Genomic DNA, 15,889 nt, shown 5'->3' with positions numbered 1-15,889 from the left:
TAACTGTATCTGTTTGCTTATCCAGACCGCATGTCACAATAGCGTTTCGACATTTACTTTTTTTGCCATGCTCACAGCTGAACAAATACAACAATTTCGCACAGACGGTTATCTGGTATTGCCAGCCCTATCCGATGCCGCTTATTGCCAGGCCGTGGTCGCATTTGCCCAGCAGGAATTAGCGGCGGAAGCCGGCCCTATCGAGTACGAGGCGGATACCCGCTATCCAGGCGCGCCAGCTTCACGCGACGCCGAAGGCGGCCGCACTGCCAGGCGTTTATTGCAGGCGGTGGCACGCAGCCCCTTGCTGGCGGATTGGGCACGCGGTGCGCAACTAACAGCGGCCCTGCGTCAGCTATTGGGCGCGGGCGCGGCACTGTCGCAAGTGCATCACAACTGCATCATGACTAAACAGCCGCGTTTTTCCAGCATTACCGGCTGGCATCGGGATAGCCGTTACTGGCAATTTCAACGCGCCGAGCTGATCTCGGCATGGCTAGCCTTGCGCAATGAGACTATTGAGAATGGTTGTTTGCTGGTGCTGCCAGGTTCGCATCGTTGGACTATCCAGCCCGAACAACTCGATACGGCGCAGTTTTTACGTGCCGATCTGGGGCAAAATCAAGCCTTGCTGCAGCAGGCGATTTCGGTACCTTTGATGCAGGGGGATACCTTGTTATTTCATAGTAATCTGTTTCATGCGGCTGGCTGCAATCAGACCACGCAGACTAAGTTCTCTATGGTGTTTACTTACCGCGCTGGCGATAATGCGCCGCTAGCCGGCACGCGTTCGGCCAGCTTGCCTGAGATCGCGATTTAGTTCTCAGCTAAATTGAAGAATGCAAGCGCATATTCCATGCGGCTTACAGCCTGATAATGGCCTGCAAGCCGCACCGGATATGCGCCACGCTTTTTAAAAATTTCTGTTTAGTTTTTCAATGCTGAAGTGTCGCGCCGCGTTGCCTTGAAGCGCAATGCGCACAGCGTTTGCCATGCGGCACTGCCATAGCCTGCCACCAGATCATGTGAGATCGCTTGCCACAAAGCCGGATGTTGGCCCAGACCGAGTTGCTCTACGCAGGGCAGTTCGGCGACAAAGAATTGATTTTTGTAGGGCAGCAGATAGCTGTCGGGATGCAGATCTAATTGCTGCCTGGCGTCGGCATAATTGGCGAACCAGTGATTGGTGTAGCCATGTGCCTGCTTGTCGTACCAGAAAGTACCCATGTCCTGCGGCGCTGGCGCTGAGCCTTCCAGAGTCTGACGCGCATGTTCCCATTGGCTAAACCCGGCTTCACAGGCAACCAGATTGAGAGCGTGGTGTAAGCTCCACTCTTGCGGCACCGGCCAGCCTTGTTGTCGGGCGATGCGAGCGCTGTTTTGCATGACTGTGGGAGATTCGGCGCGTAAGGCATTTAACAGCAAACGGGCGCGGGTTTTTAATTCTGTGACGGGGGAAAACGTCTGCAAGGTATGTAACATAAAAGCTTCCTTTTTCGTTATGCCGGGCATCCCGCTGATGCCTAACGAATTAAGGTACGAATGAAGTTTTCATGCCATCATTGATGGTACAGATATGAATCAGGGTGAGAGCCTCTTCTGCGGGCAGGCGTCCCTTCACACCTGTGTGACGGATTTTAAGTGAAGGCCGCGATGGCGTCAATCCCATGCCGACTGCTAGGCAGTTTACTATGCTGCAGGCGCGGCCAGCGGCAGATCAAACCAGAAGATGGTGCCGCTGCCGATTTTGGTGTCGAAGCCGATTTCGCCCTGCATCGCCAGTACCAGCGATTTCGTGATTTTTAAGCCTAGTCCGGTGCCGCCTTGTTTGCGGGTATTACCATTGTTATCTTGCGCAAAAGCGCCAAATATTTGCCCCTTAAACTCTTCGGAGATCCCTGCGCCATGATCTTCTATTTGCACTCTGGCTTTGCCATCGAGCAGAATTATCTGGATATTCACCTGGTGCGACGATCCCGAAAATTTTGCCGCGTTGGATAAAAGATTGGCCAAAACCTGCTGTAGACGCGCGGCGTCGGCCATCACGAAGCAGGACTCGGGATGAGCATCCAGAACATACTGCACCTGGTAATTGAGCCCATAGCCGCCATTGTCTAAAATCGACTGTTTCACGATGCTGAGTAGATCGACCATACTCAACTGCAGGTCCATTTTCCCGGCGGCCAATTTCTCCATGTCGAGCAAATCATTGATGAGTAAGATCAGGCGCTGACTATTTTTTTGTGCCAGGTTGACTAGTTTTAAGGCCGCCGCCGGCAGGGTTCCGACGACACCGCTTTCCAGCAGTCTGAGTGATCCATGAATCGAGGTTAAGGGGGTGCGCAATTCATGGCTGACAGTGGATACAAACTCGGATTTCAATCTATCCAGACGATGGCGTTCGCTAATGTCGCGCACCACACCGATGTAGATCACTTCGTCGTGATCAAGTGCGCGCGAGACTGCCAGATCCATAGCGAACAGCGTGCCATCTTTACGCATACCCTCTACCTCGCGGCCTTTACCTATAATCTTTGCGGTGCCACCATCGGCATAATTTTTTAAATAGCTGTCGTGTGCGCTGCGATGTGGCTCTGGCATCAGCATGCGGATGTTTTTGGAAATCGCTTCGTCCTGAGCGTAGCCAAAGATGCGGCTGGCAGCCCGATTGAATGAGCGTATGGTGCCCAGCGTGTCGATGGTGACGATGCCATCGACAATATTGTCGAGTATCGATTGGGTGTGTGCCGCCTGTTCATTCAGTGCTTGACCCTGATACTGTAGTTGTTCGGATAAACCGTTGAGTGCGCTGCCCAATGCGTAGAATTCCCGCGTGCCATGATAGACCGGCGTTTTTTCGCCTATATGCTCGCTAAGATGTTCGGCAAACGTGGTAGTTTGCTGCAATACACGCATCGGCGTACGTAACATCCATACCAGAACAAAAAAATTACCCAGCGCTGCGGCTAAGGCATACAGTAAGGTGTGCTGCCATTGCTTGACTGTTCTGTCGTGCAGTTCTGTCAGACTATAACGGATGCGGATCGAGGCCAGCCAACTGCCGGCCTGGATAGGATACCAATTTTCCAGCTGTACATCGGGTGGCAATAGAACCGAGAACCAGTCAGCTTCGGCAGGTTTGCCGGTCTTGGTGTCGAGCGCATCGTCGATCAAGTGAGGGATGATGGTCGTGGTGCTAAATATCGGCTCTGGGAAACCGTCTACCTTAACTACTTCACTCATGACACGATTCTTTGTATCGACGATTAATATGCCGTCGACCAAAGGAAATTTCGCGTTCATTAACAGTATTTGTTCTAAGGCTTCATTGTCTTTGCTCAGGATTAAGCTGGCACTGACCGCCTCAATATTTTTGACCAAAAAATCGACATTCTCATTGATTTGAGCGCGTTCCCGTTTTATGGATTGGTAGGTAAATGCGGTAGAGACGATGAGTACGGCGAGCGTTACCGCGATGCCGATAAATAGCAACAATTGGTTACGAAGACGGTATGGCAAACAACGACGCCAATTAAATTCTAGGCGCATGCTTTATTCTTTTTCGTGTACGAGAAATTTTTCTATGCCTAATTTTTCAAGTGGCAGATAGTCACTCTTGTAGTCGGCGCTTAGCGGTTGCGACAAACGTACATCCTTGAGCAGGGCCAAACCGGCAGCGTCTTTTTGTAGTTCCAAAATTGCGTTTTTTATCTCCATGCGTACTTTTTCTGGCACACGTGGATGGACCAGTAGCGGGTGCGATGCTGAGCCCGGTGTCTGGAAAATGATCCTTAGCTGATCGCGGATTTCCGGTTTTTCATCGTTGTAGGTGCTGTTGACTGCACCGCCAGCGGCGACACTACCATTGAGTATGCTACGAAATACGTTACCGTGGCTATTGAGGATTTTTGGCTCGAATTTAATGTCCTTTTTTTTCAGCAAGGCGCGTAAATACAGCGAAGCACCAAAGGCATTCGGCGCGGGGAAACCTAGGTCTTTGCCGTTTAAGTCAGCCAGATTTTTATATGGGCTGTCATTGCGCACTAGCAGTATGCCTGTCAGTGATTTGCTATCTCGCAATAAGGGCAGATAGCCCTGAGCATTTTTCGCCATCACCGCATGATACGGGTTGGCATAGGCAAAATCGGGTTCGCCTTTGAGTAAGGCGTGTTCAAATTTGGGAAAGGACGATTGCAAGATCAGTTCTAGCGTGACACCGGTATCGCGTGCAATGCGCTCTAAAAGCGGTTGCCATTCGGCATGCAGCAGAGCCACATTGTATTGCGGTACCACCGCGATGCTGTAAGTGGCGGCGCATGCGCTAACACTCGCAAACAGACTGCTAGCCAAGGCCAGCAGCAGGCAATAGTTCTTGAAGTAGTGCAAAGGCATTTCTATACTCCTGAGAATAATAGATGAGCGCAAGCAATGTTGATAATGAAACTACTTCAAGAAGAATAGCATGTTGCATGTCATGAGAATGACTTATTTTTTTGCAAATTGCTGGAAAATTACAACTCCAACGCAATCAATTCTTGTACCGTCTGACGGCGGCGGATTTGTTTGATTCGCGCGCCATCGACCAGTATCTCCGGTATCAATGGGCGTGAGTTGTAATTGGACGACATGCTGGCGCCATAGGCACCGGTATCGTGAAAGACAAATAAATCGCCTATCTCGCAAGCCGGCAAGTTCTGGCTGGTGACCACGCCGCCTTCTTCTTGGGTGAACACGTCGCCCGATTCACACAGAGGACCAGCAACCACGGTGGCACGCGGTGTGCTGGTACGCAGCGTACCGTCGGGTGCATGGGTGCTGATGCGGTGATAACTGCCATACATGGCGGGACGCGCCAGATCATTAAAACCGGCGTCGACCATGGCGAAGAAATTGTTGCCGACTTGTTTTTGCGCCCGCAGTTCAGAAATCAAGATGCCAGCTTGCGCCACCAGAAAACGCCCCGGCTCTATCTCCATGCTGATTTTATGACCCAGGTGTGCTTCGATTTTTTGCCGTGCCTGATCCCAGATCTGGAAGTAGTGTGCGGTATCGACCTCGGCTTCACCCTCCAGATAAGGGATAGACAAACCGCCACCGATAGAGATCGCCTGCAGATCGCTGGCGCAGATTTTCACCTGTTCTATCATGGCATCGCAGACGCTTTGCAGATGGGCGTAATCAACCCCGGAACCGATGTGCATGTGCAGGCCGACTAACTGCAAGCCGTATTGCTTGATCAGCGCTAGTGCCTGCGGCAAGTATTCATGCCAGATGCCGTGCTTGCTTTGCTCGCCGCCGGTATTGGTCTTGCGGCTGTGACCATGTCCGAACCCTGGGTTGATACGCAACCAGACCGGATGGCCAGGATGGGCCAGACCGAGTTGCTCTAGCATCTGCGGCGAGCCGCAATTGACCGGGATATTCAGTTCGACCACGCGCTGCAAAGCATTTTTATCCAACAGATCGGCGGTGAAAACTATCGGAGCATGCGCCGCCCCATTGATTTGCGCGTTCGGCGCATAGCCAGCCGCCAATGCACGTTCTACTTCGCCCAACGAGACTGAATCAACCATCACGCCTTCTTCACGCATCAGCTTGAGCAGGTGAATATTGCTCGATGCTTTTTGGGCGAAACGGATCACGTCAAATTGACGCAATCTGGCGATTTGGCTGCGTATCACTTGCGCATCATAGACCCAGCAAGGGGTAGCAAATTCGCGTGCGATTTGGGCGATTTGGGACGGCGTGATGGCATTGCTCATGGTCGTTTCGATTCTTAAAAGTATTTCTCAATTGCAGCTTACCGGAATCCGGAATGGATATTGTTGACCTATACTGTAACAAGGCTAAGGCGTAAAATGAAGCTGATACGATAGGTAATAAAGCGTATTTTTCGTGAATTGAATTGAAATTGAGGCGAAATGCTTATGAATCAAAAAATCGATCAGTTCGATCAAAATATCCTGCAGTTATTGCAACAAGATGCCCGTGTCTCGCATGCCGAGATCGGTCGCAAGGTGCATCTGAGCCAGCCCGCAGTCTCTGAGCGGATTAAGCGCCTCGAGGCTGCTGGCGTGATCCGCGGCTACCGCGCCGATATCAATCCCAGAGCTTTGGGTTACCAGATCACCGCGATGATACGCATCTCTACCCAGCAAGGCCGACCGTATGCTGAGTTTGTTGCTGCCTGCCCCGAGATCATAGACTGTTATACCGTCACCGGAGAAGATGGTGCCGTGATGCGCGTGCTGGCCACCGATGTCGAGCATTTGCAACGCATCATCAATGCGCTTAACGCCTACGGCTCGACCTCTACTGCCATCGTACTGACCACCCATGTGGCGGGCAAGCCTATCTCGGTGCCGAAAGAATTAGATTAGTTGCGCGACTGATTTTGAGTGTTATTTAAGCTGGTGAAATAACACCAGCAGTAGCGTTTATCGCCACCTCAATTCTATTTTTTATAATTGTTGGGATGATATGCATCTTGGTTTACTATCCTCGCTTCATGCCTAAGATTTAGGAATTAAATCCTGCGTTTGCCAAGGTCTTCAGGTTTACCGAAGTGTGAGGATGGAATATGTGGTTTTTAGGTGTAATTCTAGGTTTAATGATAGGCGCTGGGTTTCAGTCCTTTCCTGGCGCTTTCTTCATGGCGATTATTGGTGGTGTTGTCGTTCATCAATTGAGTAAATCTAAGCGCGATCGTGGCAGCCAAGTATTGCCTCTGGGCGAGAGCGATTCGGTGCAAAATTTACGACAAAAACTGGCCTTGATGGAAGCGCGCTTGAGTTCGGTCGAACGCCAATTGGCGCAGCGCGTCGTGGCTGGCGTGGAACCGCTTGCGGCGCGGCCTGAAATCAATGAGCCTATTCAACCCCCGGTCGCCGCACCGAACGAGGCCGAAGTTAGCGCCTCTCAGCCTCAAAGCAGACCTGACTTGGTGGCTCCCGTGTTCGTCATGGCGGCGGCCAAAACGCCAGACCCGGTGCTGGCTATGCCAGCTCAGAAAGCACCTGAAATTTTACCTGAAGTGATTAAGGTCGCGCCCGCTAAGGTAGCCGCGCCTGCTGCACCATTGGTTAGACCCAGACCTGCAGCAAAACCAGCAGAACCGATTATTCCTTTTAAAGAGCGTCTACCTGCACCGATCAGAAATTTCATCTACGGTGGTAATACCTTGGTCAAGATGGGTGTCTTGATACTATTTCTCGGTCTGGCTTTCTTGCTGCGTTACACCGCTGAACGCGTTACCGTGCCTATCGAATTGCGTTACGCCGGTGTGGCTCTGACGGGCGTCGCTTTACTGGGCTTGGGCTGGTTCTTGCGTTTGCGCCGCACTGATTACGCCTTGATCATGCAGGGTATGGGGGTAGGGGTATTTTATTTAACTACTTTATCGGCGATAAAATTTCATGCCCTGATCCCCAGTGAGATGGGTTTTGTTTTTATGTTTGTGGTGTCATTACTGGGTGCCGTTTTAGCGATTTTGCAAAAGGCGCCAAGTTTGGCGATCATCGCAGCGCTGGAAGGTTTTGCCACTCCTATACTCACGGCTACTGGCGGCAATCATATGCTGGGCTTGTTTACTTACCTGAGCATACTAGACCTGGGCATAGTCTTGGTCGCGTGGTTTAACGCCTGGCGTATTTTGAACGTAATCGGCTTTGTCGGCACCTTTACTTTGGCCAGCGGCTGGGCGAATCAGTATTACAGCGATGCGCAATATGCGCCGGTACAAGCTTTTCTGATCTTATTTTTCTTACTGTTCACTGCGACGGGGGTGTTTTTTGCGCGCCGTACTTTGCTCGATGCCAAGAGCAAGCTGGACAATACTGGTGGTCTGGCGCAACAAGCAGCTGCGGCTTTGACGCAGGTCGGCAGAGTCGATAGCGCGCTCGTGTTCGGTACTCCGCTAACCGCTTTTGGTCTGCAGTATATTTTGAGTAAGCAGTGGGAGTTTGGCCCGGCATTTTCTGCCATGGCGCTTGCCGCTTTCTATTTCATTTTGGCGCGTCTGATTTTTTCGCGCGAACGCAAGGGCATGGCCTTACTGGCAGAAGCGTATGCAATCGTCGGCGTGATCTTCGCCACTCTAGCGATACCGCTGGGCTTGGAAGGGGTATGGACTAGCGCTGCCTGGGCCGTCGAGGGCGCAGGTATGTATTGGCTGGGCGTGCGCCAGCACCGGCCATATGCACGCGCCTTTGCTTACCTGGTGCTAGTTGGGGCCAGTTATAAATTGCTGCATGCGATCGGTATCAACGCGGCACCCGCCGCAGCGCTGTTGCAGGGCTCAAGTATAGGTCCGCTGTTACTCGTCCTCAGTGCCTTCGCTATGTGGACCCAGCATCGGGGCGGTAAGCTTGACAGCGCCATCAGCCCGGAATATCTGCCAGGCAAATGTCTGCCCTGGTTGGGCATCGCCGCGCTGACGATTTTACCGTGGCAGTGGTTTAGCCCAGCGATGGCGGCCGCCGCTAGCGCGCTGTTATCGGTCATCACGTATTTTGTCGCACGCCGGCGGGATCTGAAGGCTCTACAGCCTATCGTTTTAAGCTTGCAGGCACTGGCAGTAGGCAGTTTTATTTTTACCCTGCATAGCGCTCCCGCAGCTGCCGATGAGATGGCTAAGGCCGCAGGCGCGGTGTTAGAGAGTGGCCTGCAAGGGATGCTCGCGGCTTTCGTCATTGCCGCGAGTATTTTATTGACCGCTGGCTGGAGCATGGCGCAGGCGCGCAAAACCGCGCTGGCGAATGGCTTGCCTCCGGCATGGTCACGTATCAATTCTATTTCAGTGGTAGTGGGTACTGCTTTGTTGCATCTGGCGCTACTATTTGCGGTCAGCTTGCAACAGGCGATCGTGATTTGGCCTATCACTTCTTACTTAGTCCTGTGGGTTGCATTGCGTATGTCGCATATTGCCCTAGCTGGATTAGCGGCGGCTTTACAATTGATCTCGGTTGTACTGTTTGTCTTTAAACCCGATTTGTTTGAGATGGATCATATGTCCGCAATCGGCGCGCAACTACCACTGGTCAACTTAGCGCCGTTTGCGCATTTGCACTTTTTTGCGCCCTTAACATTTGCTGTGGTGGCCTGGTTAAGCGGCGATAGTATTCGCGCAGAAGCCAAACGTCTACTTGCCAGCCTGCTTGAAAAAAATGAGAGTGACTATACCACGCTAGTTAAGCCCGTGCGCTGGTTTAACCCATGGTGTACACAAACGATTGCGCTGTACTTGCCGGTGTTTTGGGGCTTGTTCTGGTGGCTAAGTGCCTGGGGTATAGAAAGCAGCAGAGTGTTAGAACTTCGTCTTATTCCCGAATATTTTGGCAGCGCGATGGGCGCGATCGTGTTGCTTACATCGTTGTTAGTAAGTGCAATTGCACGCTGGCGCGACTGGCGTCAAATGGGTGTGGCCAGCATGTTCACCTTGCCCGCCTTGCTGATCTGCAGCTATCTTGGTTTGGCTGGATCTGGCTTGCCGTTTCTACCCTCGGCCTATCTCGGTTGGGTGTTGTGGCCTTTAGCATTGATCTGGCATTTTTGCCTCTTGCATATGCAAGCGCGCTGGTGTGCTCAAGAGCAGCGCAACACCCTGCACGTGTTTGGGTTTTGGTTTTATTTATTCCTGGCGGCGCGCGAATGCCAGGCCCGCTTCGGCTTTCTTGGCGAGTCTACTTCAAGCTGGCCATTGCTCGGTTGGGTATTGGTACCAGCGCTCAGTTTCTGGCTGCTGCGCTCTTCCTGGTTAGCGAAACGTTGGCCACTGACTGAATTTCGCCGTGGCTATCTGGAGACTGCCTGTACGCCAGTCGCCGTGTATTTGCTGGCTTGGTGCTTTCTCAGTAATATCCTCAGCGCCGGCGATGCTGCACCTTTGCCCTATTTGCCTTTGCTTAACCCCTTAGAACTTGGGCAGTGGCTGGTGCTGGCGGCATTGCTGTTGTGGTGGCGCGCGCTGCCAGAACAATCTGGCGTCAGACTTAGACCTGACAAGTTACAGGCAATCAGCGCGGTTTTGGGTTTAGCTTTAATTACCGGAATGGTGTTGCGCAGTTGCCACCATTTTGCCGGTGTCGCATGGCACAGCTCTGCACTGTTTTCTTCCCATTTGACCCAAGCTGCTTTGTCTATTACCTGGGCCAGCTTGGGTGTGCTTTCCATGTTGTTCGGTAACCGCCGCGGCTCACGTACCGTATGGGCAGGCGGTGCAGCATTGCTAGCGGTGGTGGTGCTCAAGTTGTTTGTGGTTGAGCTAGCGGATCGCGGCGGTCTGTATCAAATCGTTTCCTTTATCGGAGTCGGTGTACTGTTGCTGGTGGTCGGCTATTTTGCACCGGTACCGTTGAAAGTCGACGCTGCGGCGTTACGCAAACAGGATAGCGAATCGTTGGAGAGTATATGAAAATTATTCAGCGATGCGGCTGGCTTGGCGTGGCTATGCTGCTCATGCAACCCAGTCATGCGTTATCGGCGCAAGATGTGAAAAGCACCGGGCAACAAGCGACTATACGCAGCCAAGGTAGCGGGCCCTTTTTTCGACTGAACCTGCCGGTGACGATTTATCCGACTGCGAGCCATGTCGATTTACGCGATGTGCGTATTCGCAATGCCAGCGGCGATCTGGTCCCGTATGCCTGGCTGCAACATGAGACAGCTGCACCGCAAATACTTTCTAGCGCTGCGACTATTTACCCTCTGACGCCACGCGGCAATCGTAGTGCGACCGAAGCGAGTAATTTATCGCTAGAGTTTAAGCAAAACTCAGACGGTTCTCTGCTGAGAATACAGACAAAAACCGCACTGACTACGGGCGCCGGCGCCGACAGTATTATCGATGTCAGTCAGATCAAGGGTAGCTTGCTGCAGGCGCGTTTAGAGCTCGATGAACATGCTGAAGGCCTGTTTCCTTTAAGCATAGACGCCAGCGACGATTTGCAACACTGGCGTGGCATTAGTAGCGACGAGCAAATTGTTGTACTCAAACGGCAAGGCGCGAAAATAGAAAAACTCAGTCTCGATCTGTACGGCAATCGAGGCAAATTTCTGCGCCTTCACTGGCATGATGCGACCGCAGCGATTAGCATCAAATCTGTCACGATAGACAGCCTGCAACAGAATGAAGTGCCAGCTCCGCTGCAATGGTCGCCAGTCATCAAGGCGACAAGTTGCTCAGAAAATTACTGCGATTATCCACTGCCAGTCAATACCCCGCTCGATAGCTTGCGCATCAATCTGAGCGAGACCAATACCTTGGCGAGCGTCACAGTGTCGGGGCAAAGGCCCGCGCGCAGTGAGGATGTTCGTCCATTGCGCCATCATCCTCTGTATGTGCTCAGGCATAAGCGAGCGGCGGCAGAGAATAATAGCGCCGCTCGAACCATTTTGGCGCAAACCGTCAGTTATCGTCTAAGTCTAAGCAATGGCGAAGCGCGTTCGGAAAATCTGTCTATGGACGGCGCGATCTACACCCACCTGAGACTGCAAACGCAGGGACCTATCAGCATGCTAGGGCAAACCGCGCCCAGCATAGAAGTCGCCAGCATGCCACGCAGCCTTATTTTTTTGGGGCGCGGAGCTTCACCTTTTAGCCTTAGCTGGGGAGCTGACGAGACCACGGGCGGCGCACTAGCATTGAGCACGCTAATGCCAGGCTACCAGTCAGAGCAGGCGGTCAACGCGGAGGTAGCAACGGTAGAGATACCGCTAGCGCTGATCAGCGTCACCGCGATTGCCGAAAAATACAAGACACTGGGCGAAGCAGAAAAATTATCGAAATCAGAGAATAAATTCTGGTTATGGGCGGCGTTGGCGGCAGGTTTGTTGTTACTGGCGGGGATGGCTTGGTCTTTGTTTAACAGTATGAAAAAAACTGAATAAGCTGGCAATGCCAGGTGCGAGTAATCTGCCGCTGAGGTGGGCCGAACTGAGGTTTTTTTTGTACTAAGATCTCGAATAATCAAATACAAGGAATAATATGTCCGACTTGCTAAAGATCTCAAAACTAGTGCTTTTGCTAGGAATAATTAGCCTACCGCTGCAAGTGCTGGCGGCGGATAACGATGACGCGATCACCCCATATCGACCCTCGGTTTCTAGCCCGGCGCAACTGCCGCTGGCCGGGCAATTGGAGCTGGAGTTGGGCGGATTAAGTAGCCGCAGCGATGAGGCGCGTAGGCATAGCATGCCGTATCAATTAAAACTGGCGTTCTCCCAAGAGTGGGGCGTGCTAGTGGGGGGCGAGTTGCTGGTGGTCGCCAACGATGGCGCAGGGCAAGTTGATCGCGGCTATGGCGATACCTCGCTGGTGTTAAAACGTGCTTTCATTGTGGATGAGCAGAGCGCCTTTGGGCTGGAGTTGTCAGCTAAGGCGCCGACCGCTGTCAAGGCGCTAGGTTCGGGTAGTGCTGACTATGCGATCAATAGTATTTATAGCCGCGATTTTGGTGCGCTACACATGGATGCCAATCTGAATCTGACGCGGCTAGGTGTGGCGGAGACCGACACTTCGCGTATGCAAACCGGCCTGTCGTCTTCTTTCTCTACTGTGCTCAGCGAACATTGGGGCATCACCGGCGAATGGTCGGGCTCACGCCGCAATGGTACTAAGGCGCAAGGTCTCGCCTTGTTTGCATTTAGCTACAGCCCAAGCAAGCGCATGACGATGGATATCGGTGTGAGCAAAGGCTTGACTACCAGCTCACCAGACTTGGCGCTGTTCGCCGGTATCGTGCTGCCGGTGGCGAAACTATGGTAAGGGTGATACCGGGTTTTTAAAATACCCTCTGCCAGCGCGCATCGCTGTGACGTAACTGCGATGCGGCCTACAGGCCTGCATGGCTGGAAAGCCGCATGGAATATGCGCAACAGGCCTATGCCATTTTAAAATCTGCCACATCGCAGACGCGATCTTGCCAGGATTCATATTCTCTAGTGCTTGACCGTATAATAGACGTACTTTTCGCCCTTATTTTGACATTGATCTCTCATGCTAGCACCCACCGCACCCCGCAAGTTTTTACTATTCGCTCTGTTGGCGGCTGGCTTTCTGATCGTTTTGGCTAGTTTGTTTTATCAGTCGCTACCCGGAAAACAGAAAGCGCCGGATGTCAGTTACGTCAATCTCAAGGGCGAAAAAATTAGCAGTGAGAGCTTGCGCGGCAAAGTCGTGATGGTCAATTTCTGGGCCACCTCGTGCTCCACTTGCGTCGCCGAGATGCCGCAGATGGTCGCCACCTATAATCAATTTCACGCCAAAGGTCTGGAGTTTGTGGCGGTGGCGATGAGTTACGACCCACCGAATTACGTCCTCAATTACGCAGAAACACGGCAACTGCCTTTCCATGTGGCGCTTGATGTGCAGGGCAAGTTGGCGCTAGCCTTTGGCGACGTCAAGCTCACGCCAACTACTTATGTAATCGACAAACAGGGCAATATCCTTAAGCGCTATGTGGGTCAGCCTTCATTCACAGAACTGCACGCTTTGCTGGAAAAAGCGCTGGCGGCTTAAACTATACTGCGGCCCTACTGCTAAGATGCGCCTGCATCGCCGCCAGTGCTCCGCGCAGATCAGCGGTGATGCCGGGATCTGCAAGCATCCCTTCTTCATCTAGCCGCGCGCCGACTATCGCTAAAGTAATCGATGCGTCGGCAATGATATCGCCTGACATCATCTTGATGATCTCTCGCAATGAAGCATCCGCATGTGTGGCGCGTGGCGAGGCATTTAAGATCGCTACCGGCTTATTCACAAACACCTCACAACTGACCATCCAGTCCAGCGCATTTTTCATCACGCCAGTGATGCCGTGTGCATATTCCGGACTGGCGATCAGCAAAACATCGGCCGCGCGTATGGCCTCCCGCAAGCTCTGCACCGGGAGCAGATTGAGATGCTCCAGATCAGGATTGAACAAGGGTAAATGCGCCATGCCATCAAACTGGCGGATACTAATTTCAGCGGGGGCGAGCCGTGCGATGACACGTAACAAGGCAGAGTTGAGTGAGGCAGCACGCAGGCTGCCCGGGAGAGCGAGAATTTTCATGTGGTCGTAAAACGAGGGCTGGCTTAAAAGCGACAAGTGAGTACATTATACTTGTTCGGCCCGCCCTTTTGTTATGCTGCGGCTCAATGTAGTAAGACACCGCTGATGGCTACCATTTCCAGATCGTCCAAATCTGTGGACGCTCCTTCGCACACACCTGCCACAAATTTCAGACTAAATTTTCCTGCCCCGTATCCAGCTAAGGAAAAGTTAATCGTCGATTTCAAAAAACTGCCATCGTCAGGTGAGGCCGGTAAGGAAATACTTAGTGCGCTCACCAAGGGATTGGGCAGGCCATTGTCATCGAGTTTGAGTAATATCGCATAGTCTTTGCAATTTTGGACTGTTCCGGTTTGAATGCCGCGACCATAGAAAGAGATGTTCAAACTGGCATATTGCGCCAACTGTTCCGCACTTAAGGTGAATTGATTCTCTATCGACGCGCCGGTCAGCGCTATCTGCAGCTGGCTGTTTGCCACCCCGGTAAAAGTGCCATCGCCTAAATGAAAAAGATTGGTGAGATTAGGAAAACTCAGATCGGCAATGCTTTTGACAGGAGTGACGATTTTGGTAGGACTGATGACGCTCACTTGACCATTATCCGAGGTGAATAATATGACGCCAGTCACATTGCCGTCCTTGATGACGGTGGCCTCAAAAAATTTTGGGAAGGGCGCATTTTTTGGCAGCGTCAGCTCAAAAGATCCATCTGCTTTGGTGCTCGTACCATAATTCTGTGCGCCTATCGTGGTCACTATATTTGCATCGGCGACTCCCACAGAATTGCCATCGACCACACTGCCTGTCGTCGTAAACGTTGAAACTGCTGGGGCGGCGCTGACAGGAGAACTGTCGCCGCCGCTGCCACCACCACAGCCGCTCACGGCAAGCAATAGTGAGGCGCCCATTGCAAGCAATACGGGGCGCTGCGAGAGTGAGGCTTGCTTGTGTATTTTTAAATTTTGTCCAAAATCGCCCCCTTTGTTGATCAGATGTGGCTCGATTTTCTCGAGAAGTGCTGCTTGTAAATCAGATACGGTGATTTTCATTGCGATTCCTTCGATGGAAAATGTGCGGGTAGCAAGAGGGGGCATTCTGGATACGTAACCTAGACGTTACCTATTGAGTGTAAGTAGCTTATTTGCTGCGCCGATTATATTTTTCACAATGATTTGTTATTTATCAGTAAACTTCAAGAAATCGAATAAAAGTTTTAAAACCTGCTCACCGACAGCAACTTGATTTGCTCGTCAAAGAGCTTAAGTTAAGTCTTGGGGCGCGAGCTAAAAATACGAGACGAGTTGAAAAACTCCCCCCTTTGCTGGAAAAAATAGCGTCAGTGCTGCACAGTTCATGCGTTTTACTAAGCAATGCAACTTGTTGCAAATAGACGAATTTTTGTAAATAGACATGAAATAGTCACAAATCCTTGGTATAAATTGCTATAGAAGCGTTAAGCTAAAGAAAATAGCGGTTTGCATGCTGCACGCGCTGCAATCCAACATTTTTCGTTTCGATCTGTAAAGATAATTGTTTGCACTTTTTAGAAAGTAAATGATGTATCGACGTTCCAATCAGCACACTCACAATACGGCAGACTTAGAGCAGTTAATGACCGCCGCACCGATGGACCAGGAACTTCACGCGCAGATACTGCGCAAACAGATCAAGTTAAGACGCGCCATAGAAGATGCTCAAGAAGCGGCCAGATACAATAATCTCGATTTGTGCGGGGCGCGCTAGTTGCCATACGACGATTAAGATAAGTCGTGGATATCAAAAAATGAGACCTAGGCAAAGCCGCTAGTAGCTAAGGTTTTGTGCTTAGCTTCAATAAT

Annotated in this window: 13 protein-coding genes; 7 read left to right on the top strand and 6 right to left on the bottom strand. The window is 51.7% G+C overall.

Annotated elements, in window-relative coordinates:
* The first annotated feature begins 67 nt into the window (after positions 1-67).
* A complete protein-coding gene (locus ACO0K8_RS20240) occupies positions 68-820 on the top strand; it encodes a phytanoyl-CoA dioxygenase family protein (protein ID WP_422948461.1) in 753 nt (250 codons plus the stop codon).
* A gap of 107 nt (positions 821-927) precedes the next feature.
* On the opposite strand, the gene ACO0K8_RS20235 is transcribed toward ACO0K8_RS20240, so the two are convergent.
* From ACO0K8_RS20235 to lysA, 4 genes are all read right to left on the bottom strand, one after another.
* The gene (locus ACO0K8_RS20235) at positions 928-1,482 is read right to left on the bottom strand and encodes a hypothetical protein (protein WP_422948460.1); all 555 of its coding nucleotides are present in this window, start codon (positions 1,480-1,482) and stop codon (positions 928-930) included.
* Positions 1,483-1,689: 207 nt separating this feature from the next.
* Positions 1,690-3,549: a sensor histidine kinase gene (locus tag ACO0K8_RS20230; protein ID WP_422948459.1), complete on the bottom strand. Its 1,860-nt coding sequence runs from the start codon at positions 3,547-3,549 to the stop codon at positions 1,690-1,692.
* A gap of 3 nt (positions 3,550-3,552) precedes the next feature.
* The gene (locus ACO0K8_RS20225) at positions 3,553-4,392 is read right to left on the bottom strand and encodes a phosphate/phosphite/phosphonate ABC transporter substrate-binding protein (RefSeq protein ID WP_422948458.1); all 840 of its coding nucleotides are present in this window, start codon (positions 4,390-4,392) and stop codon (positions 3,553-3,555) included.
* 119 nt (positions 4,393-4,511) lie between these two features.
* Positions 4,512-5,762 (bottom strand): diaminopimelate decarboxylase, encoded by a 1,251-nt coding sequence (gene lysA / locus ACO0K8_RS20220; RefSeq protein ID WP_422948457.1) that lies wholly within the window; start codon positions 5,760-5,762, stop codon positions 4,512-4,514.
* Positions 5,763-5,927: 165 nt separating this feature from the next.
* Here lysA and ACO0K8_RS20215 point away from each other — a divergent pair, with 165 nt between their 5' ends.
* The 5 genes from ACO0K8_RS20215 to ACO0K8_RS20195 all read left to right on the top strand — a co-directional run bounded on the left by ACO0K8_RS20215 (position 5,928) and on the right by ACO0K8_RS20195 (position 13,516).
* Positions 5,928-6,380, top strand: a complete 453-nt coding sequence (locus ACO0K8_RS20215) for an Lrp/AsnC family transcriptional regulator (RefSeq protein WP_422948456.1) — start codon at positions 5,928-5,930, stop codon at positions 6,378-6,380.
* Between the two features lie 200 nt (positions 6,381-6,580).
* Positions 6,581-10,411, top strand: a complete 3,831-nt coding sequence (locus ACO0K8_RS20210) for a DUF2339 domain-containing protein (protein ID WP_422948455.1) — start codon at positions 6,581-6,583, stop codon at positions 10,409-10,411.
* Positions 10,408-11,886, top strand: coding sequence for a DUF3999 family protein (locus ACO0K8_RS20205; protein ID WP_422948454.1), 1,479 nt, complete (start codon positions 10,408-10,410; stop codon positions 11,884-11,886). Before ACO0K8_RS20210 ends, ACO0K8_RS20205 begins: the two co-directional genes overlap by 4 nt.
* Positions 11,887-11,983: 97 nt before the next feature.
* Complete coding sequence (locus ACO0K8_RS20200) at positions 11,984-12,763, top strand: transporter (protein WP_422948453.1); 780 nt, start codon at positions 11,984-11,986, stop codon at positions 12,761-12,763.
* A 231-nt stretch (positions 12,764-12,994) separates the two neighbouring features.
* The gene (locus ACO0K8_RS20195) at positions 12,995-13,516 is read left to right on the top strand and encodes a peroxiredoxin family protein (protein ID WP_422948452.1); all 522 of its coding nucleotides are present in this window, start codon (positions 12,995-12,997) and stop codon (positions 13,514-13,516) included.
* Between the two features lies 1 nt (position 13,517).
* Here ACO0K8_RS20195 and ACO0K8_RS20190 read toward each other — a convergent pair whose 3' ends face one another.
* On the bottom strand, positions 13,518-14,051 hold the full coding sequence (locus ACO0K8_RS20190) for an NADPH-dependent FMN reductase (RefSeq protein ID WP_422948451.1): 534 nt from the start codon (positions 14,049-14,051) through the stop codon (positions 13,518-13,520).
* An 83-nt stretch (positions 14,052-14,134) separates the two neighbouring features.
* The gene (locus tag ACO0K8_RS20185; protein ID WP_422948450.1) at positions 14,135-15,100 is read right to left on the bottom strand and encodes a hypothetical protein; all 966 of its coding nucleotides are present in this window, start codon (positions 15,098-15,100) and stop codon (positions 14,135-14,137) included.
* Between the two features lie 508 nt (positions 15,101-15,608).
* Here ACO0K8_RS20185 and ACO0K8_RS20180 point away from each other — a divergent pair.
* On the top strand, positions 15,609-15,794 hold the full coding sequence (locus ACO0K8_RS20180; RefSeq protein ID WP_422948449.1) for a hypothetical protein: 186 nt from the start codon (positions 15,609-15,611) through the stop codon (positions 15,792-15,794).
* Positions 15,795-15,889: the final 95 nt, after the last annotated feature.

It is taken from the genome of Undibacterium sp. Ren11W (assembly GCF_049340485.1).
Taxonomy (GTDB): domain Bacteria; phylum Pseudomonadota; class Gammaproteobacteria; order Burkholderiales; family Burkholderiaceae_D; genus Undibacterium.
Note: the sequence above shows the minus strand (reverse complement) of the source record. Positions and strands in the feature narration are given on the sequence as shown.

Coding starts and splice junctions, on each gene's coding strand:
- ACO0K8_RS20240 (WP_422948461.1), top strand. CDS start 68: ATGCTCACAGCTGAACAAATACAACAATTTCGCACAGACGGTTATCTG.
- ACO0K8_RS20235 (WP_422948460.1), bottom strand. CDS start 1,482: ATGTTACATACCTTGCAGACGTTTTCCCCCGTCACAGAATTAAAAACC.
- ACO0K8_RS20230 (WP_422948459.1), bottom strand. CDS start 3,549: ATGCGCCTAGAATTTAATTGGCGTCGTTGTTTGCCATACCGTCTTCGT.
- ACO0K8_RS20225 (WP_422948458.1), bottom strand. CDS start 4,392: ATGCCTTTGCACTACTTCAAGAACTATTGCCTGCTGCTGGCCTTGGCT.
- lysA (WP_422948457.1), bottom strand. CDS start 5,762: ATGAGCAATGCCATCACGCCGTCCCAAATCGCCCAAATCGCACGCGAA.
- ACO0K8_RS20215 (WP_422948456.1), top strand. CDS start 5,928: ATGAATCAAAAAATCGATCAGTTCGATCAAAATATCCTGCAGTTATTG.
- ACO0K8_RS20210 (WP_422948455.1), top strand. CDS start 6,581: ATGTGGTTTTTAGGTGTAATTCTAGGTTTAATGATAGGCGCTGGGTTT.
- ACO0K8_RS20205 (WP_422948454.1), top strand. CDS start 10,408: ATGAAAATTATTCAGCGATGCGGCTGGCTTGGCGTGGCTATGCTGCTC.
- ACO0K8_RS20200 (WP_422948453.1), top strand. CDS start 11,984: ATGTCCGACTTGCTAAAGATCTCAAAACTAGTGCTTTTGCTAGGAATA.
- ACO0K8_RS20195 (WP_422948452.1), top strand. CDS start 12,995: ATGCTAGCACCCACCGCACCCCGCAAGTTTTTACTATTCGCTCTGTTG.
- ACO0K8_RS20190 (WP_422948451.1), bottom strand. CDS start 14,051: ATGAAAATTCTCGCTCTCCCGGGCAGCCTGCGTGCTGCCTCACTCAAC.
- ACO0K8_RS20185 (WP_422948450.1), bottom strand. CDS start 15,100: ATGAAAATCACCGTATCTGATTTACAAGCAGCACTTCTCGAGAAAATC.
- ACO0K8_RS20180 (WP_422948449.1), top strand. CDS start 15,609: ATGTATCGACGTTCCAATCAGCACACTCACAATACGGCAGACTTAGAG.